The organism is Candidatus Tisiphia endosymbiont of Sialis lutaria (assembly GCF_964026535.1).
GTDB lineage: Bacteria > Pseudomonadota > Alphaproteobacteria > Rickettsiales > Rickettsiaceae > Tisiphia.
This window is the reverse complement of record NZ_OZ032153.1, coordinates 57,094-76,080: the sequence shown is the minus strand read 5'-3', so window position 1 is coordinate 76,080 and position 18,987 is coordinate 57,094. Positions and strand designations below refer to the sequence as shown.

The 18,987-nt window shown below is 33.7% G+C and carries 19 protein-coding genes, 1 tRNA gene and 1 pseudogene; 10 read left to right on the top strand and 11 right to left on the bottom strand.

Translation table 11 applies throughout. The features are described from left to right. Positions 1 to 39: 39 nt before the first annotated feature. Together AAGD20_RS00385 and AAGD20_RS00380 are read right to left on the bottom strand one after the other, a co-directional pair. Positions 40 to 1,095: an IS256 family transposase gene (locus tag AAGD20_RS00385; protein WP_341748989.1), complete on the bottom strand. Its 1,056-nt coding sequence runs from the start codon at positions 1,093 to 1,095 to the stop codon at positions 40 to 42. Positions 1,096 to 1,133: 38 nt separating this feature from the next. After that, positions 1,134 to 3,839 carry a hypothetical protein gene (locus tag AAGD20_RS00380; protein ID WP_341748988.1) on the bottom strand — a complete coding sequence of 902 codons (2,706 nt, stop codon included), beginning with the start codon at positions 3,837 to 3,839 and terminating at the stop codon, positions 1,134 to 1,136. Between the two features lie 315 nt (positions 3,840 to 4,154). Here AAGD20_RS00380 and AAGD20_RS07060 point away from each other — a divergent pair, with 315 nt between their 5' ends. Next, on the top strand, positions 4,155 to 4,553 hold the full coding sequence (locus AAGD20_RS07060; RefSeq protein ID WP_410520921.1) for an ATP-binding protein: 399 nt from the start codon (positions 4,155 to 4,157) through the stop codon (positions 4,551 to 4,553). On the opposite strand, the pseudogene AAGD20_RS00375 reads toward AAGD20_RS07060, so the two are convergent. From AAGD20_RS00375 to AAGD20_RS00365, 3 genes and pseudogenes are all read right to left on the bottom strand, one after another. Then, a pseudogene (locus tag AAGD20_RS00375) lies at positions 4,483 to 4,872 on the bottom strand (IS5 family transposase); the annotation flags it as partial. The gene AAGD20_RS07060 and the pseudogene AAGD20_RS00375 overlap by 71 nt on opposite strands. Positions 4,873 to 4,960: 88 nt before the next feature. Further along, the gene (locus tag AAGD20_RS00370) at positions 4,961 to 5,275 is read right to left on the bottom strand and encodes a PIN domain-containing protein (protein ID WP_341748987.1); all 315 of its coding nucleotides are present in this window, start codon (positions 5,273 to 5,275) and stop codon (positions 4,961 to 4,963) included. Next, the gene (locus AAGD20_RS00365) at positions 5,272 to 5,538 is read right to left on the bottom strand and encodes a type II toxin-antitoxin system prevent-host-death family antitoxin (protein ID WP_094649825.1); all 267 of its coding nucleotides are present in this window, start codon (positions 5,536 to 5,538) and stop codon (positions 5,272 to 5,274) included. The genes AAGD20_RS00370 and AAGD20_RS00365 overlap by 4 nt, the downstream gene beginning before the upstream one ends. Positions 5,539 to 5,751: 213 nt before the next feature. Between AAGD20_RS00365 and AAGD20_RS00360 the strand changes: the two genes are divergently transcribed. The 3 genes from AAGD20_RS00360 to AAGD20_RS00350 all read left to right on the top strand — a co-directional run bounded on the left by AAGD20_RS00360 (position 5,752) and on the right by AAGD20_RS00350 (position 8,032). After that, entirely contained in the window at positions 5,752 to 6,255 is a 504-nt protein-coding gene (locus AAGD20_RS00360; protein WP_341748510.1) for a helix-turn-helix domain-containing protein, read from the top strand. A 65-nt stretch (positions 6,256 to 6,320) separates the two neighbouring features. Beyond that, positions 6,321 to 6,809 carry an IS630 family transposase gene (locus tag AAGD20_RS00355; protein WP_341749487.1) on the top strand — a complete coding sequence of 163 codons (489 nt, stop codon included), beginning with the start codon at positions 6,321 to 6,323 and terminating at the stop codon, positions 6,807 to 6,809. A gap of 59 nt (positions 6,810 to 6,868) precedes the next feature. Next, positions 6,869 to 8,032: a recombinase family protein gene (locus AAGD20_RS00350; RefSeq protein WP_341748986.1), complete on the top strand. Its 1,164-nt coding sequence runs from the start codon at positions 6,869 to 6,871 to the stop codon at positions 8,030 to 8,032. On the opposite strand, the gene AAGD20_RS00345 is transcribed toward AAGD20_RS00350, so the two are convergent. Further along, positions 8,003 to 8,079: transfer RNA gene (locus AAGD20_RS00345), tRNA-Arg, on the bottom strand. The genes AAGD20_RS00350 and AAGD20_RS00345 overlap by 30 nt on opposite strands. 243 nt (positions 8,080 to 8,322) lie before the next feature. Continuing rightward, entirely contained in the window at positions 8,323 to 10,719 is a 2,397-nt protein-coding gene (locus AAGD20_RS00340) for a Sca4 family protein (protein ID WP_341748985.1), read from the bottom strand. 220 nt (positions 10,720 to 10,939) lie between these two features. Between AAGD20_RS00340 and AAGD20_RS00335 the strand changes: the two genes are divergently transcribed. The 4 genes from AAGD20_RS00335 (at position 10,940) to AAGD20_RS07055 (ending at position 11,932) form a co-directional block, all read left to right on the top strand. Then, complete coding sequence (locus AAGD20_RS00335) at positions 10,940 to 11,212, top strand: hypothetical protein (protein ID WP_341748984.1); 273 nt, start codon at positions 10,940 to 10,942, stop codon at positions 11,210 to 11,212. 101 nt (positions 11,213 to 11,313) lie between these two features. Beyond that, positions 11,314 to 11,553 carry a type II toxin-antitoxin system Phd/YefM family antitoxin gene (locus tag AAGD20_RS00330; RefSeq protein ID WP_094648777.1) on the top strand — a complete coding sequence of 80 codons (240 nt, stop codon included), beginning with the start codon at positions 11,314 to 11,316 and terminating at the stop codon, positions 11,551 to 11,553. Positions 11,554 to 11,555: 2 nt separating this feature from the next. Then, a complete protein-coding gene (locus AAGD20_RS00325; protein WP_341748983.1) occupies positions 11,556 to 11,696 on the top strand; it encodes a hypothetical protein in 141 nt (46 codons plus the stop codon). Beyond that, positions 11,693 to 11,932, top strand: a complete 240-nt coding sequence (locus AAGD20_RS07055) for a type II toxin-antitoxin system VapC family toxin (protein ID WP_410520920.1) — start codon at positions 11,693 to 11,695, stop codon at positions 11,930 to 11,932. Before AAGD20_RS00325 ends, AAGD20_RS07055 begins: the two co-directional genes overlap by 4 nt. A gap of 197 nt (positions 11,933 to 12,129) precedes the next feature. On the opposite strand, the gene AAGD20_RS00320 is transcribed toward AAGD20_RS07055, so the two are convergent. From AAGD20_RS00320 to AAGD20_RS00310, 3 genes are all read right to left on the bottom strand, one after another. Then, a complete protein-coding gene (locus AAGD20_RS00320) occupies positions 12,130 to 12,936 on the bottom strand; it encodes a division plane positioning ATPase MipZ (RefSeq protein ID WP_094648779.1) in 807 nt (268 codons plus the stop codon). After that, positions 12,926 to 14,437: a leucyl aminopeptidase gene (locus tag AAGD20_RS00315; RefSeq protein WP_341748982.1), complete on the bottom strand. Its 1,512-nt coding sequence runs from the start codon at positions 14,435 to 14,437 to the stop codon at positions 12,926 to 12,928. Before AAGD20_RS00315 ends, AAGD20_RS00320 begins: the two co-directional genes overlap by 11 nt. A 493-nt stretch (positions 14,438 to 14,930) precedes the next feature. Then, a complete protein-coding gene (locus AAGD20_RS00310) occupies positions 14,931 to 15,479 on the bottom strand; it encodes a disulfide bond formation protein B (RefSeq protein WP_094648781.1) in 549 nt (182 codons plus the stop codon). A 134-nt stretch (positions 15,480 to 15,613) separates the two neighbouring features. Between AAGD20_RS00310 and AAGD20_RS00305 the strand changes: the two genes are divergently transcribed. Together AAGD20_RS00305 and AAGD20_RS00300 are read left to right on the top strand one after the other, a co-directional pair. Beyond that, a complete protein-coding gene (locus AAGD20_RS00305; protein ID WP_341748981.1) occupies positions 15,614 to 17,194 on the top strand; it encodes a lysine--tRNA ligase in 1,581 nt (526 codons plus the stop codon). Then, complete coding sequence (locus tag AAGD20_RS00300) at positions 17,175 to 17,942, top strand: TlyA family RNA methyltransferase (protein WP_094648782.1); 768 nt, start codon at positions 17,175 to 17,177, stop codon at positions 17,940 to 17,942. Before AAGD20_RS00305 ends, AAGD20_RS00300 begins: the two co-directional genes overlap by 20 nt. Positions 17,943 to 18,128: 186 nt before the next feature. Here AAGD20_RS00300 and AAGD20_RS00290 read toward each other — a convergent pair whose 3' ends face one another. After that, positions 18,129 to 18,977 (bottom strand): uracil-DNA glycosylase family protein, encoded by an 849-nt coding sequence (locus AAGD20_RS00290; RefSeq protein WP_341748980.1) that lies wholly within the window; start codon positions 18,975 to 18,977, stop codon positions 18,129 to 18,131. Positions 18,978 to 18,987: the final 10 nt, after the last annotated feature.

The following is an 18,987-nucleotide window of genomic DNA, read 5'->3' as shown; positions in this document are numbered from 1 at the left end:
AATTTGTTGTGCCTGGAAATTTTATCATTTCCTGAGCTGTCAGCCACTTTTTGGCACAACAACACTGAAGTCGGGAGCAAAAAATGGGATTATCCCACACCAATTACGTTGCCAAATATCAGAAATTACTGGATATTTTTTGTCCCATTTTGAACTAAATTGTTGAAGTTTTAGACTTGCCATTTCTTCATTATTTGCTGTATAAATTTGCTTCAAATCTGTGGTCACCTCCTTTAAATCCTTATATGAGACATACTTCACTGAATTGCGAACCATATGAACTATACATAACTGTACTATAGTCGCAGGAAATATGCTACTTATCGCTTCCGGAAAACCTTTTAGACCATCAACACAAGCAACATAAATTTGTTCTACTCCTCGATTTTTTAACTCAGTAACTACTTGCATCCAGAATTTAGCACCTTCATTTTTTCCTACCCAAATACCCAGCAACTCCTTCTTTCCTTCTATATTAACAGCAATCGCTAAATATACTGCTTTATTTATCACTACCTGGTTATCCCTAGACTTAACATGAATACAGTCTAAGTATAATATTGGATAAACCTTATCTAAACCTCGATTTTGCCACCTAGTTACTTCGTCTATTACTCCATCGGTTATTGTCGATATTAAATCACCGGAAACCTCAGTTTGATATATTTCTTCCAAATGACCTCGAATTTCACTGACTGTCATTCCTCGACCATAAAGTGAGATAACTTTATCGTCAAATCCACTGAATCTTCTCAGCCCTTTAGGTATTAATTTCGGAACAAACTCTCCTTCTCGATCTCTTGGTACTTCCAGAGTAACCTTCCTACCATCATCATCAATTATTGTCTTTTCATAGCTACCATTACGACGATTATTATCTACTTTCGGCATTTTACTATGCTTTGAATAACCTAATTCATGCTCTAGTTCACTTTCTAATATTTTTTCAACTATTTGCTTTTTTAGTTGTTGAAATAATCCTTCTTTGCCAAACAACTTAGATGGATCGGCTTTTGATAATAATTCTTCTACTAAATTATTACTTATATTATTATCTTTTAGTTCTAATATCTTCTTTTTTATTTTTTCTGACATATTTTACCTTTTTATAAGTTGTTTTCTTACAGTACTTCTTACTGCTTACTTTTGCAACTTACACAAAGTATATTATAGACTCTATTATTCTGATTTTGGAATTTAAAATCAGAACATATATGACTATATGCAATACCAAATAAGTCCCCTACCTCTTTCTTTGTTCCAACATCAAACCCAATAACAATACCTCTGCTATTACTCTTATAACCTGTAATATTTGGGGACATATTCTGCTTACTTATGCTATACAAACCTCTAATCCACAAACCTTTTGATATGTTACTAAAAGATTCTTCTTCATCACCTGCTCCAATGCTTTTAAATATTACGGGCATTCTATTAAAAAGTATATTGCTATTTGCCGACATTATTCTTGGCATTAGAGGAGCTATCCCAGTAATGGTTGATATTTCTTCTACTGCTTTTGGTATAGAAACCTCTGCTAGTTGTCGTGATGTTTCAAGTTCTTGTTCTTTTCTCTGTTTTTCATCGCTTATTTGTTGTACAAGCTCTTGTTTACTTTGTTGTTCTTTCTCTAGCTGCTCTTGTATATTTTTTAATTGCGTCCTGTTTTTATCCCTCATTTGCTGGGCAAGTTCTAGTTCGTTGTTTTGTGCAGTCTTGAGTTCCCTTTTTGTTCTCTTCAATTGTTGCTCAAGTTCTAGCTCCTTGTTTTGTACTGTATCGAGCTGTCCTTGTATATTTTTTAGTTGCGTGTCTAGATTAGCAATCTTATTAATAGCTTCTTGTTTTTCCTGAGCCAATTGCTGTCTAGTTTGTTGTTCTGTATCGAGCTGTCCTTGTATATTTTTTAGTTGCGTGTCTAGATTAGCAATCTTATTAATAGCCTCTTGTTTTTCCTGAGCCAATTGTTGTCTAGTTTGTTGCTCTGTATCGAGCTGTCCTTGTATATTTTTTAGTTGCGTGTCTAGATTAGCAATCTTATTAATAGCCTCTTGTTTTTCCTGAGCCAATTGTTGTCTAGTTTGTTGCTCTGTATCGAGCTGTCCTTGTATATTTTTTAGTTGCGTGTCTAGATTAGCAGTCTTATTAATAGCCTCTTGTTTTTCCTGAGCCAATTGTTGTCTAGTTTGTTGCTCTGTATCAAGCTGTCCTTGTATATTTTTTAGTTGCGTGTCTAGATTAGCAATCTTATTAATAGCCTCTTGTTTTTCCTGAGCCAATTGTTGTCTAGTTTGTTGCTCTGTATCGAGCTGTCCTTGTATATTTTTTAGTTGTGTGTCTAGACGAGCAGTCTTATTAATAGCCTCTTGTTTTTCCTGAGCCAATTGTTGTCTAGTTTGTTGCTCTGTATCGAGCTGTCCTTGTATATTTTTTAGTTGTGTGTCTAGACGAGCAGTCTTATTAATAGCCTCTTGTTTTTCCTGAGCCAATTGTTGTCTAGTTTGTTGCTCTGTATCGAGCTGTCCTTGTATATTTTTTAGTTGTGTGTCTAGATAAGCAGTCTTATTAATAGCCTCTTGTTTTTCCTGAGCCAATTGTTGTCTAGTTTGTTGCTCTGTATCGAGCTGTCCTTGTATGTTTTTTAGTTGTGTGTCTAGATAAGCAGTCTTATTAATAGCCTCTTGTTTTTCCTGAGCCAATTGTTGTCTAGTTTGTTGCTCTGTATCGAGCTGTCCTTGTATATTTTTTAGTTGTGTGTCTAGATAAGCAGTCTTATTAATAGCCTCTTGTTTTTCCTGAGCCAATTGTTGTCTAGTTTGTTGCTCTGTATCGAGCTGTCCTTGTATGTTTTTTAGTTGTGTGTCTAGATAAGCAGTCTTATTAATAGCCTCTTGTTTTTCCTGAGCCAATTGTTGTCTAGTTTGTTGCTCTGTATCGAGCTGTCCTTGTATATTTTCTATTTTTTGCTTAAACTGAACAGTTTCGTTATTCAATTGTTGTACAAGTTCTTGTTTAGTTTGTTGCTCTGTATTGAGCTGCCCTTGCATATTTTTTATTTTTTGCTTAAACTGAACAGTTTCGTTATTCAATTGTTGTTCAAGTTTTTGTTTAGTTTTTTGCTCTGTATTGAGCTGCCCTTGCATATTTTTTATTTTTTGCTTAAACTGAGCAGTTTTGTTATTCAATTGTTGTTCAAGTTTTTGTTTAGTTTTTTGCTCTATATCGAGCCGTCCTTGTATATCTTTTATTCTTTTCTCAAATTGAGTAGTATTAGTAACTGCACTCTGTTTTACATCCTTTAATTGTTGTTCAAAATTACTTTTTTTTGCCTCAATATCTTCTATTCTTTTCTTAAACTGAGTAGCTTCGTTAGTCAATTGCTGTTTAAGTTCTTGCTCCTGGCTTTGAGCCGTCGCCAGCTGTCCTTGTATTGTTTCTTTTTGTTGTTCAAGACTAGTAAGCTTCTTATTTGCTTCTTGTATTTTCGTATTCAATTGTTGTTCAAGTTTTTGCCTAGTTTGTTGCTCTATATCAAGCTGTCCTTGTATATCTTTTATTCTTTTCTCAAACTGAGCAATATTAGTAACTGCATTCTGTTTTGCATCCTTTAATTGTTGTAAAAGTTTTTGTCCTCTTTCTTGCTCCTTCTTAAGATCCTTTTCTAACATGAATTTATCTAAACGCATTTCTTCTGCTTCAAGTTCACATCCTCCCATTTCTGCTAAATGTTCATTAATATCGCTATCAAGACTCTTACCAGGTAGTGGCATTGCTATAATATCAACATTTGTTACAAGTAGCAGTGCCATAAATACAATATTATTTTTTGATATCATAATCTATCTCCAATCATTTTGTACATTTAGTTAGCAGAAAATATCGAGTTTTCCTGTTAATTACATGAGTAACTAATGTCTACTCGAATGATTCCAAGAATTAGATTTGAAAATGAATAGTGAGTACCTGAATCTATGATATTTTTACAAAACAATTCTTGGAAGCATAAAAGCATAACAAACATAAACGACATTGAATAGTAAAAAGATACAAATAATGGCTAATGTTAAAGATTTAAATTTTAAACATCTAAATTAATTACATTCAAGGCATTTGCTTGAATAAATTGTCTTCTAGGTTCAACAATATCTCCCATTAATGTTGAAAAAATTACTTCAGCACTATCTTGTTCATGTACTAGAACACTCAGAGCTATTCAAAGTAGAATTCGAGCTGCAAAGTTTCCAGAGAAGAAAGATATAGATAATTTTATTTTTACTGATACCCCAATAAGCCAAGAGCAAATTATGCATTTATATAGTTGTGAGTTTGTTAATAGTTCTAGAAATATAGTGTTAATTGGAGGGACTGGTACCGGCAAAACGCACCTTGCTATAGCCATTAGTGCAAGGGCAGTAAGAAAGGGTTATAAATCAAAGTTCTTTAACCTTGTAGATTTAGCAAACCAACTAGGGTGTGTCGTCACGAGATTTGAGCCCACATTAGTAAAGCCCTTAAACAAAGACCCGCCATGTATGATTTTGTATTTTTAGCATATCTTGTTGCTATACCACGCCATTCTTTAAATTTTTGAAATGTATTTTCAATAATGTGCCTTAGCTTATATAGATATTTATCTATCTCTCTTTGAATCTTCCTGTTTCTTTTTGATGGTATTACAGGAATTATGTTTGCATTCACAGCCGATTCTATTATGGCGTTTGTATCGTAAGCTTTATCAGCCATAAGATGTTGTGCCTCCATATTCTGGATTAACTCACAAGCTTGAGTACAATCATTTCTGGAACCTTCTGTAACAATAATTCTGACCGGCATACCATACGCATCCACGGCCATATGTACCTTTGTATTGAGTCCCCTTTTGTGCGACTAACCGTTTGATTCCCGCCTTTCGCTCCAAGTCCTGCTTTGTGAGTTTTTACAAATGTAGAATCTATCATTAACCATTCAAAACCTGATTTGTAGCATCAATAGCAAGTAATTCTCTCCAACATTTACATACATCTATACTATCTATACCAATGGTTCTAGCGGTATAATTTTTAATTAAAATATCTTGCCACCTTTCTAAACTTAATGATGCTACTAAATCTGTCTGTTTCTTTTTAGCAATCCCTTTTTGAATCTCACCGATTGTTAAGTAACTTATATATAATGATTCTATAGCTACTTGATATAACCAAGATATTACTTGGCTATTTGGACTTTTCTTACGGAACTCTGACAATATATTAGTATCAAGTAAATATCTCATATATCAATATCTTCCCTAGCTTTACTTGGTTTTCTTTCAAATAAATCCTCATCATCATCGTTATCAACTTTTGGTATGGATAATAAAAATTCTTTAAATGACATAGGGGGTTTTATTTTATCACCTATATAATCTTCCGCTGAGATAATATAGACAGCTTTATGCCTCTTCTTATCATTTACTAATTGAGGTTGCCCGTTTTCAGCGAGTTCAATAATTTCTTCAAAATGTTCCTTTGCCTCTTGTAACTGCCATTTTTGCATAATTTACCTCTAATTTTATTAATTTAGTTATAATACCATTTTAACATTATTAGACCTAGCTCAAACTTTAGGTTAAATAGTTTCATAGTGCATTATAACTGTTTTTTTGCACCCACTAATCGATTTCTACTTCTCTTATTCTTAATAATACCAATTGAAATAGTTAAGGAGGTATATTATAATATGGGAATATAAACTTGAGCAGGTAGTAAAATGGCAAGAACATTAATATTACCAAAAGGTTTTCATGAGCATGATTTCATATGCCTAATGAAAAACGAGTCGCACGGAAGAAATCGCATACGCTTATTAGCAATGCATCACCTGCAATCAGGCAAGTCATTGAAAACTGTATCGATAATAGTTGGATCGCACTGGAAAACAGTACAATCTTGGCTTAGAAGATTTAGAAACTCTAGCTTTGATGGATTATTTGAATCGCATAGGAGTGGTGCGTTTAGAAAATTCAATAGCTTACAAGAATCTTTTTTGTCTGATAAAATAAATATGTTGAGTGAAAGTAAGACAGGTGGTTATATAACAGGAAAGGAATTACATAATATGTTATTTGAAACATATGGTATTAAATGTAGTTTAAAAACAGTTTATAACACTATACATCGACTTGGTTTTAGCTGGATTACTTCTCGTTCAGTACACCCAAAATCTAATCAAGCAACTCAAAATACATATAAAAAAACTTCGCCAATATGCTAAAAGTATTATTACCAAAAGATATTGATTGGAGTAAGGTTGACATTTGGTCACAGGATGAAACTTGAATTGGGCAGCAAGGTAGTTTAAGTCGCATATGGGCTAAACGTGGCAGCAGACCTAGGAAAGTAAGGCAACAACAATTTATCTCAACATACATCTATGGAGCTGCTTGCCATGATACGGGCGAATCTTTTGCGTTAATTTTACCATATACCAATACTGATTCAATGAATAAGTTCTTAGATGAATTTTCTTTGACTATTGATTCTGGTAGGCATGTTGCATTATTAACAGATAATGCCGGGTGGTATGCAGCGAAAAAATTAATTATTCCAAGTAACATTACCTTGGTACCGCTTCCGCCATACGCACCGGAATTAAATGCGATGGAACAAATTTGGCAGTGGATCAAAAATCACTTCCTATCTAATCAATGTTACGGTGTATACGAAGATATCGTTGCTAATGCTTGCTATGCCTGGAATCAACTTAGTAAAAATGTAACTTTAGTAAAATCAATTATGTATAGAGAGTGGATTAATATACCGCGTTAATTATTTCAATTGGTATTATTCATAAATATTCCACTTCGCAAGAAAAAATGGTGTGGAATATGTTTGTCATGATAGCTCAATCTTACGTAGATAACCTTAGAGATAACGTAAATCGTAGTATTGCTCAAAAGCTCCGTCAAGGAGAGTGGATAAGTACAGCCCCTATAGGCTATTTGCATATAAAAAGCAATAATAGCAGAGATAGAGGCAAAGGTAAAATAATAGTTGACCCAGATCGTGCTCCTTTGATAAAAAAAGTATTTGAAACATATGCTACAGGTACTCATACTCTATCTGAGATGCTAGAGAAGACAAAAGAATGGGGATTACGTAATGCTAGAGGTAATCAAGGTCAGTTATGTCAATCGCATATTTATTCGATTATTACCAATCCATTTTACTATGGAGTAATGAGAATATTAAAAACTAAAAAAGAATACCCACATATCTACCCGCCTATTATTACCAAGGAGGTATTTGATGCTTGCCAGGCAGTGAGACTTGGTTGGAACAAAAAACCATTTAAATATGGAGAAAAAGAGTATATATTTAGAGGATTAATAAAATGTGCTGCCACTGGTCGAATAGTTACTGCTGCTACCAAAAAGAAAACTTACGGTAATGGTGAGGTTGGTGAGTGGACATATTTACGAGCATGGGATCCAGATAACAATAATAGGGCAATATACGTGAAAGAAGAAATAATATTAAAAGAAGTAGAAAAGGTTTTTGAAACGCTAAGATTAGAGCCTGAGTTACTGAAAGAAGTAATATCTTATATAAAAAGCTCAGCTAGTATCGAACAAGGTTATCATAAGGGGCGTATATCTGAGTTACAATCTGAACACACAAAGATAAAAACTCGCATGGATAAGCTAACAGATTTATTTTTGGATGGTGATATTACAAAAGCAGAACATGAAGAGAAACGTGAACAGTTAATACAAAAACGTGAAGATATTGCCAGAGAAATAGCAAGTCACGACAATGCCGATGATAAATTTTCAGAATGCCTAATCAACTTAGTAGAACTGGCTTCCGGAGCAGCAGAAGCCTTCAAAGGTTCCACTGCCGAAGGAAAACGTAAATTGATAAATTTAGTATTTGTTAACCTGGAATTGAAAGACGGGAAGCTAGACTTTAAGCTACGTCCACCGTTTGACATGTTCGTAAAATGTACCAAAATCGAAGAATGGCGCACCCTAAGGGATTCGAACCTTTGACCTACGGATTAGAAATCCGTTGCTCTATCCAGCTGAGCTAAGGGTGCGTATATTCGCAAGCTTTCAAGAATTGCTTTTTACAAATATCATGGTCAGTTCTTTGTCATTAATTTTTATAATTCTTTAAATCTCAAAAGCAATATATTTTCAAAAAATAATTCTTCAAAGCATTTGACTATAGATACAAAGCTGTTTGTTTTATATCAGCTAAGATTATCTTTTTCAAGTGTAAAAAATAATAATTTTTTAACATAACCATGATTGATTGAAGAAAATTAACTGTATTATTTTCAAGTTCTATTACGAATTTGCTGTTGAGATGATGTCTTGGGCATTGATGATATTATCTTAGTTGGTGTATTGGTTATATGACGTTTTAAGTTACTCTGAATTTGCTTTAATTCACTATTATGTATTAGCAAGTCACTTGCCTCAGAGGGAATAGTTTGCGATATATTGATATTACATCCTTGATTCTTTGCTACTTCTTGTAGCATTGCTTCATATTGACCCTTGGTCACCGGGATAGTGTAAATATGCTTCCCTCTTTGTATATATCCCATAGCATTTTTATCATCACTGGTAAACTTTAATGATAATGGATTGGTTATTTCTACTAGTTTTCCTTGCTCGTTATAGTGAGTAGTAAAATAAAGTGCCTTTGAGACCTCAATATTTTCACCTTTCTCATTTTGCACTGGAAATGAAAGATGCACTGCTGTACCAGATGGTTTGATGGCTAATGGCAAATTAATATTGCGATAATTGCTAATCTCTGTTTCCGTTACTCCATCTTCTAAAATTACTTTAGTAGAGGTTTTAACCTTAGTTTCTGTTAATTTAAATAATTCTTCATCTTTGACTTTAATAACCCTTGACCTGGTATCAGTGGTATTGTCTATTGGTGTTTGATTGCTCCAAGTTAACGGTTTGAAATTATTAGCCTGGTGGATTTTTGCATAGCTTTGCACTTCATCATTCATTGCTTGAGTCACAGTACTCTTTGTAATAGAGCTAGCCCAGGTTTTTTGTATTAATTCGTTGTTATTTTCTACAAATTCTTTAAATTGCTGAGAATTAATAGCAAGATTAGCCACTGAGATTGCTGTAATATTTGCTTCAGCAAGGATGTTTTTTAATGTTGTTTGTTGTTTAGCAATAATTTCTTGCCTAAAAGCCAATGTTACCAAATCTACTTTAATCGGGGCTACTTCAATCGGGGCTACTTTGCTCTCGGCTATTATGGCTGGTACTATTTCAGATGGAGCTACTTTGTAGGGTGCAGTCTGTTCAGTAGCTTGAGTTTCAGTAGTTGTTGTTATCGCATCACTAATATGCATAACATCTAGTGCTTTTTTATAGTCAATTGATGAGAAATTGGGAACGTCGTCACTCGTCGCTTGCCTATTACTTATAGGCGTCGCTCCATCGCCCCTAGCACCAAATCCTCCTGAATTGACTATAGATATTGGTACAGATAGATCAGTTATTTCTAGAGTAGGGTTTGTTAGTGCTGTTTTTTGTTCTTTTACTATTTGAGCTATTTCTTTAATTAACAATACTTCTCGAGTTTTATTACCTAAAATATAATCTATATATTTTTCTTTAGTTCTTTTTCTTAGTCTTAGTTTTTTGCTTTGATCAATTATATTACTAAAATAATCAAAGTGTTCATTGATTAATTTTTTTAATTCTGGCTTATTAATTTTTCCCCTTGTTACTAAAAGACCGAGCTTAATTTGTAGCCCGTATTCTTTTAATGATTGTTGTCTCTTTTGCATAGTTTCTTTAAGAGCATCTTTAATATCAGCAATCTTTATATTTTCTGGAGATATATTGTTAAATTTTTGGCTCATTGCCATTTTTGCCCAATTTGCTAGGGCTTTATCACTATAATATTTTGATAATTCAACGAAGCTATTGTCAATAGTATTGTTTAAATCAACTTGTGCAGTATCAAGTAAACCTTTTACAAATAAATCATTATACTTTATGGTACTTGGAAATTCTCTAAAATGATTAGTTGGACCTAGTAAGGGTAGATGTCTAGACCAAGAATGTGGACGTATCTCATCATCTAATTGGTCAAAACTTCCAGCAAAATCTAACCTAACTAGTCTAGGAGGGATAGTAGAATTGTTAGGATCTCTTACAACTCCTATATTACCTGTATGAATATCAAAATCGCCTATTAATAAGCTAGTTGGAGCTATTTTATCAAAATCACTATAATGAAGTTCTTTAAAAGCTTTAGTTAAAGTTTTTGACAATAACTCTCTTGTTCCCATAAAAAATGGTCTTCCTTCTTTTGTTCGCAACCAACAGCTTGGCTTAGTTTTTGTAGACATACGGTTATCCATGTCAACATACATGTCTCCACTGTAATTCTTAAAAAATTCAGATTGCACATATATTTCAGAACCATCATTTTGCAGACCTCCTGCTTGATCTACTTTCGTGGTAAGATGAGTAGGTACAATGAGCGAAACTTTGGCTCCATGCTCTGGATTTGTTGCTTGAAAAATTTGGGAACCCAAAAACTCTGATATATTTTTTTCAGGCTTATTCTCCTTTTTAACCATAGACAGAATATCATTTTGGCTACTATATATTCCACCTAATTCTCCAGCTTCATTAGCTCCAGCTTCCTTTTTTTTGTAATATTGCAAATTGGTAAATTCTGACATTTATTATCCCTACTTAGTTAACCTGAATTTGATATAACCTATTGCAAATTCGGTTATATCTATAAATATAACAGATTTTTATGCTCCACTAATAGCTATTTTCATTATTTTTGCGATATTGCTTATTTTTTTCGTTCGGCAGATCAAACAAATATGTAAAATTAGCCGAGAGCGAGATAAGAAAAATAAAACTAATAGCTATGAACAAGAGAATGTGTTTATGATAACAAGTCTCGGAAGCAAGTTTAATCCAAAGAGCTTGCTAAAGTTCAATAAGAATCATTGGTCATGTGAGAATAATTTGAATTGGGTCAAAGATACAGTTTTTGGGGAAGATAAGTCAACTATAAGTATAGGAAAGGCTCCCTTGGTAATGTCATTACTCCGGGCAATAACTATTTCTGTAATAACTTTATTTTCAAACAAAATTACTGAAACCAGAGAAAATTTTAATAATTATAGATACAAACTATTTAAAGTTATGGCAACTTAAAGTTGCGACTTTTAAATCGCCCTGCTGGATTGCTTAATTATAGTTGCTAAACATGTTTAATTGAACTAATATTAATCTTAGTAAACAGTAGATCAAACTTTATGTATCCAGTAAACATTACTTCTGCAAAAGCTCACTTGTCATCTCTACTAAAAGAAGTAGAAGACAAAAATGAAGAGGTTATTATTGAAAGAGCAGGGAAACCAATTGCTAAAATCATTAAATATAATCCTATGAAATCTATTAATAGGCTTGGGATATTTAAAGATAAAATTAAAATAACTAAAGATTTTGACAAATGGTCTGAAGAAATGGCAACAAGGTTAGGGATAAAGGACTAGTTGTGAAATTATTACTTGATACTCATACCTTAATATGGGCATTGTCTGAACCAGAAAAATTACCCCCTAAAATTACTAAATTACTTACCGATGTTAATAACATTATTTTTCTAGTGTTGTTTCTTTATGGGAATTACAAATAAAAAAATCACTAGGAAAAATTATCTTACCGGATGAATTTGCACTTCAGTTACAAGGATGCGGGTATGAATTACTAAATGTTACTCCGGAACATATCTTGAAATTAGAAAATATTCCACTTTTACACAGAGATCCTTTTGACAGAATGCTTATTGCACAAAGTTTATTTGAAAAGATGCCTTTAGTTACAAAGGATTCCGAAATACTGAGATATGATTTAGAGTTTATAAAATTTTAAGTCATCAAACCTCTAATATTTTGGTGGTTAATAACATATACGCCATTGCGAACCCATGTAATGGTCGAAGCAATCCATATGACAATTTATGGATTGCCACGCTCACATATGTTCGCTCGCAATGACGTTGACCACATACGATTTTTAAACTATCCGGTCTAAAACCGCTTCCTCTTCTAACTTTCAACAGTTGTGCCTCATATACCAAGAAAGTTTAAAAAATCTCGCAATTCTTGACGAGCAGCTACATGAGATATACTAAGTGTTTTACCATGATTAGCTGTTGTTAAGTCAAGTAATGTTAGCCCTTGTAAAAATAATTCCCGAAAAATTACTCTTTCACTAAAGCCTGGAGCAATCTTAAAGCTAATTCTTTTTGCTAATTGTTCAAGAGCAGCCCCCACTTTTCTTTTATTTAATGCATCCAAGTTGCTTAATCGATTACGCATAACAATCCAGTTAATTGTCTCGCCATTACGATTAGCTTTCTGCATCTTTTGCTCCCAAATCATTTGACTATAGATTGATGGGGCAATAATTGACAAATTGTCAGCGTTAACTTTGGCTAATACATCAAAATCAAGAAAACTGTCGTTAATTGGAGTAATTACCGTATCAGCATAAGAATGAGCTAATCTAGATAAGAAAGAGTAGCTTCCTGGCGTATCGATTACTAGATAATCAGCATTTTTTGTCTGTTCAATTATCTGTTCAAACCTAGTTCTTTCGTCCTCTTCTTTAAGTGCAACGACTTGTTCTTGACTTTCAGTCAAATGAAAATGCTGAGAAGTTTTAACCGTATTGTCCGGGTTTTTTAAATTGTAATCATCTCTGTTCTTTAAATAATTTGTTAAAGACCCCTGACGTGAATCAGTATCAATACTAGCCACCGTATAACCATTATACAATAAACCGGTAATTAGATGCATGGAGCAGGTACTTTTACCAGCTCCACCTTTTTCAGCCCCAAGTACAAAAATACGATTTGTTTGATTATTTTTCATAGTGATCTTGAATAAATTGATTAAGAAGTCTTACACCATAACCTACTGCTCCTATAGGACCAAGGGGATTGCCTTTTTTATTATAGGCAACACCGGCAATATCAAGATGTGCCCAAACCATACCTTCTTTAATAAAATTCCCTATAAACTGAGCTGCTGTACAACTACCAGCGGCTCCAGGGATGTTACCAATATTAGCAAGATCAGCAATGTCTGACTTTATCATCTCATCAAAATCTTTATGTAGAGGCATACGCCATAATTTTTCATTAACTTTATTGCCAACATCTATTAGCTTACCAGCTAATTCATCATTATTGGTAAAGCACCCAGCATAAGTTTTACCAAGAGCGACAACAATAGCTCCAGTAAGGGTAGCCAGATCGATTACACATTGAGGCTTAAACTTTTCTTGAGTATACCAAATTGCATCAGCCAAGACTAACCGACCTTCTGCATCAGTATTATCCACCACCACTGTTTTTTTGGACATAGTGGTTACCACATCTCCTGGTCGTTGAGCATTGCCTGAAGGCATATTTTCTACCAGACCAACAACCCCGACCACATTAACTTGTGCATTACGACTAGCCAAAGCCATGATTGCTCCAACTACTGCAGCTGAACCGGCCATATCATATTTCATATCTCCCATATTGGCTGCTGGTTTAATAGAAATCCCACCACTATCAAAAGTAACCCCTTTACCAACAAAAGCGACAGGTGGGGTATCATCATCCAAGCCATTATATTGCATTACTACAAGTTTGGATTCATTTTGTGAACCTTGTCCAACACCAAGTAAAGCTCCCATACCAAGATTTTTCATTTCTCTTTCACCGATAATGATAATTTCAACTCCTAGCGGTTCAAGAAGTTCTAATATTTTTTCAGAGTAAGATTGAGGAGTTTTTATATTGGCTGGTTCATTTATCATATCTCTGGCAAAAAATACTGCCTCAGCTAATGATCTTTTATCATTAAACAATTCCTCTGCTTTAGACTGATCATCTATAGAAATCTCAAGAGAGTCTACAACAAATTTTTCTCCTTCACTTTGAGTAGTTTTGTATTTATCAAATCTATATGAAGCAAGCAAACAGCCGCTAGCTATAAGAGAAGCAACAATAGCTGGTTGATGTTGTCCGATATTATGAGAAATTTTTATGCCAATAGTACTAATTTTACTGCAAGTACTACAGGATAAGATTCTTCCTCCAAGCTCTTCAATGCAAGAGGTTGTTAATTTTGTTTCATCACCGGTGCCAACCATAATTAAATATTTTATTTCTCCATCCTTAGCGATAGAATTAACAATTTTAATTTGTCCAAATTTTCCAGTAAATAGTAATTTATTTTGAATAGTTTTAGAAATTAAACCATGATGTTGTTGATCAAGTAGTAATAAATTACTGTCTAATTTCAGTTGTTCACTAATAAACACTATAGTTGCTTGATTATTTGATAATTCCTTACTGATAAAGTTAATGTTATTGAGCATAAATTCCTCTTATAATTTAATGGTCTAATTCTATTGATGTATGTTTACTTTGCAAGTATAAAAAATCCTATATAGTCAATATAAGTGATTATTTGAGTATACTATAAAATTTTCTTCCACTAAGTGGAAAAGTGATTAATTTTATATAGTAGGTTGTTTGAAGGAAATTTGAATATATCCGAGTCACGATATCTATCTTTAAACGCAAAATCTGTCATTCCCGCTTCGGTGCGGAATCTAGTAAAGTCGTCATTGCGAGCCACCATAGGTGGCGTGGCAATCCATTTTTAATCACTTTTCTGGATTGCTTCGTCGACCTACGGTCTCCTCGCAATGACGGTTTCCCAATTATTGTTTTCTTGAACTGACGCTTATGCAATCTTCCTCGTAATGATGTTAGTTTACTATAACTAAAACCTTCTCGAGTTAGCTATATAAAATATTTAAAAAATTATTATATTTTTTTAAATTTATACTTAGTGCTAGTCAAATTTTATTCTATAATGATATTGTTTTCAGATATAGGAGGCTGCCTCTTAGGATAAAACCAAGTAAGGAGTACACCAAATAATAAAGAGAGATTTAGTAACAAATTCCATTCTGTCATCGATATGCCAAATAATTTAACTGTTGCTTTGGTACAACTCGTGATCGGTTGGCTATAAAATATCTCTTTAATATCTTGGATTGATAAGTGTTTAGGAATATGGATTAAAGTTGAACAAAGAACACTTGGATTAACTATTCCCCTTTCTACGGTACTATGATAGCCTGCTAATATGCAAGCACCTAATAAATTTAGAGTGATAAAAAATAAAGTATATTTGCTTATTTTTTTAATAATTAATGCTACAACTGAAATCTTGATGATAAATAAATATGGGAATCTTTGATAAATACATAAAGGACAAGGTATAAAATGTAATATATATTCAACAAAATAAGCTAAAGATAAGGCAAAGATGCATATGCAAATTAGGGTTATATGTAAAATTCTAAAGCTATCTTTACGAAAAAAATGTACAATAGAAGGAATAGTCATAAGTGAATAATAATTTTTAATCGGTTATTGTCTAAGAATATTGTAAAAAACTCAAGAGATATATTTATAAATTTACAAAAAACCATGTATATTTATAATCTTGGTAAATCGAATCAAACTTATGGATATTATAGATGTCAGAACTAGAAATTTTAGAAGATGCGGTTAAATCAAACGCTTGGACTTTTTTAGAAGCAAAAAGAATATTAGATCAATTGGGCGGCAAAACCCCAGCTAAAGGCTATGTATTATTTGAAACGGGCTATGGACCGTCAGGGTTACCGCATATTGGTACATTTGCAGAGGTTGCTAGATCTATAATGGTGCAAGAAGCGTTTAAACAGCTATCGAATATTCCAACTAAGATGTTCTGTTTTTCTGATGATATGGATGGTCTGCGTAAAGTTCCAAGTAATATCCCCAACCCTGATATGGTGGCATTGCATATTGGCAGACCTCTAACATATGTGCCAGATCCTTTTGGTAAGTGTGAAAGTTATGGGCATTACATGAACGCCAAACTTCGCTCATTCTTAGATAAATTTGGCTTTAAATATCAATTTGTTAGTAGTACAGAATGTTATAAATCCGGTTTATTTGATCAGATGATGCTAAAAGTCATAGACAAATATGAGGAGATAATGGCTCTAATGTTACCAACCTTTCGAGCCGAAAGAAAAGCAACCTATTCGCCTTTCATGCCAATTTGTCCCAAAACCGGTATTGTCCTGCAAGTACCTATTAGCAAGGTTGATCGTTTAAACGGCACTATTAGCTATCAAGATGAAGAAGGAAAATTGGTTGAAGTTCCTGTGACCAAGGGGCATTGCAAACTACAATGGAAACCTGATTTTGGTATGCGTTGGGCTTCGCTACAAGTTGACTATGAAATGTATGGCAAAGAGCATATGAATAATGCTAAATTATATTCAGAGATTTGTCGAATTTTGGGTGGCATTGAACCAGTACAATTTTTTTATGAATTATTTCTTAATGAAGATGGAGAGAAAATTTCTAAATCTACAGGCAACGGTATTACAGTTGATCAATGGCTACAATATGCCCCTATGGAAAGTATGGCATTATTTATGTACCAGAATCCAACAAGAGCCAAACGTTTACATTTTGATGTAATACCTAAAAATGTTGATGAATATATTACGTTTAATAAAAAATATCATTTAGAAACTGATCAAGTAAAGCGTTTTGCTAATCCAGTACACCATATTCATCATGGGAATGTGCCTATTATCGAAACTTTTGGCATTAGTTTTAGCCTATTGCTCAACCTAGCATCAGTTTGTAATCCGGAAGATAAATCGGTACTTTGGGGATTCATCAGTCAGTACGCTCCAGATGCAACACCGCAAAATGCTCCGTACCTTGATCATTTAACAGATTTTGCCATTGGTTATTATAATGACTTTATTAAAGCGAATAAGTGCTATTTAACGCCTAATATTCAGCAAAAAGTTATCTTACAAGAAATTAGCACTATGTTATCTTCTTTACCAGTAGATAGTACTTCCGAACAGATTCAGGAGAAAATTTATGATATAGGTAATAATCATGGTTATCATAATTTGCGAGATTATTTTAAAGAATTATATCAAATATTACTTGGTCAAACTGAAGGGCCAAGGCTTGGGTCTTTTGTTAAACTTTTTGGTATTCAAGATACTATAAATTTGATTGATGAAAAAAATAAGGCTTGACCAGCATTTAGTAGAATGCCAATTAGTTGATGATATTAACATCGCACGAAGCTTAATAATCCAAGGCAAAGTATATGTTAATCAGCAGCAAAATACTAAACCAGGTACGGGAGTATCAATTGATACTCGTGATATTATTATAAAACGCCCGATACATGATTATGTATCACGAGGGGCGTTAAAATTAATTGCTGCTCTAGACCATTTCAATATTGATCCACAAGGGCTGATTTGTCTAGATATAGGCTCTAGTACCGGTGGTTTTACTGAGGTTTTGCTTCGTAGAAAGGCTGAAAAGATTTTTGCGGTAGATGTCGGATATGGTGAACTACATCATAAACTGCGTAATAACCCTAGAATTTCAGTAATTGAAAGAACTAATGCCCGGTATTTAACAATTGAGCAAATTAGTTTGCCACCAGATATTATCGTTTGTGATGCCAGCTTCATTAGCCTTACTACCATATTACCCACTGCATTTGGTTTAGCAAAAGATAATTGCCGTCTAATTGCCTTAATTAAGCCGCAATTTGAAGTGGCAAAGAATGAGGTCGGGAATGGTGGTATTGTTAGAAGCCAACTCTTACATCAAAAAGTATGTGATAAAATTCAACAATGGCTAGAATCAAATTATAATTTTAACATATTTGGAGTAATACCCAGCCCTATTCTAGGAGCAAAAGGCAACCAGGAATTTTTAATTTATGGACAACGTAGCCCTGGTATTCCTATTACTATAGTCAATTGATGAGAAATTGGGGGCGTCGTCGCTCAATGCTCGCCTATTATTTATCATAGCAATTATCTTTACATGTAGATATAGTCAATTCAGGGGAATTGGGTAGCAGGAGCGATGGAGCGACGCCTATAAGTAATAGGCGAGCATTGAGCGACGACGCCACCAATTTCTCATCAATTGACTATAATTGGAGAATTAATGTGTAATTGTGATGTTTGCATTGATATATTCCTGGATTTTTATTAAATCATACCAGATGGTTTTTTTCTGCATTGGTTGTCTAAGAAGATAGGCAGGATGGAAGATAGCAGTGGTTTTAATTGGTTTGATAAGATACTGATTGGTATATAAATAATATTCTTGTCTGATTTTACTTATACCAGCATTTTTGCCAAGTAAGCTAGTTGCCGCAACATTTCCCACTAAAATAATTAATTTGGGATTGATTAAAGCGATATGTTTTTCCACAAAAGGTCGGCAAATATCTATTTCTTCTTGTGTTGGTTGACGGTTGGCTGGTGGTCGCCAAAATACTGTGTTAGTAATATAAGCATTATGTTTTCTTGAAATATTGATAGAGGCTAAGACATTATCAAGTAATTTACCGCTTTCACCGCAAAATGGTATACCCTCTGCATCTTCGCTACTACCTGGTGCTTCTCCAATAAACATGATAGAACTTTGTGGATTGCCATCAGCAAATACGGTTTTATTAGCTAATTTCTTTAAATTGCAACCATTAAAATCCATTAATAGCTGTTTTAATTCTTCTAAACTGCTAGCTGAATTAGCCAAAGACCTAGACAACGAAATGATGTTATCCTGCTTCGGTGCGGGAGCTAGATTTCCGCCTACGCGGGAATGACAATTTACTTTTTCTGTGTCATCCCTGCGAAGGCAGGTATCTATACTAGATTCCCGCCTACGCGGGAATGACAAGGGTAGAGTGGAATGACCGGTAATAGCTGATTTTGATAAATAATAATCTATACCAATCGCTTGTAACCATTTTAGTTGGTTGATTTTTTTTGTTAAATGAGTCATGTTATTATTT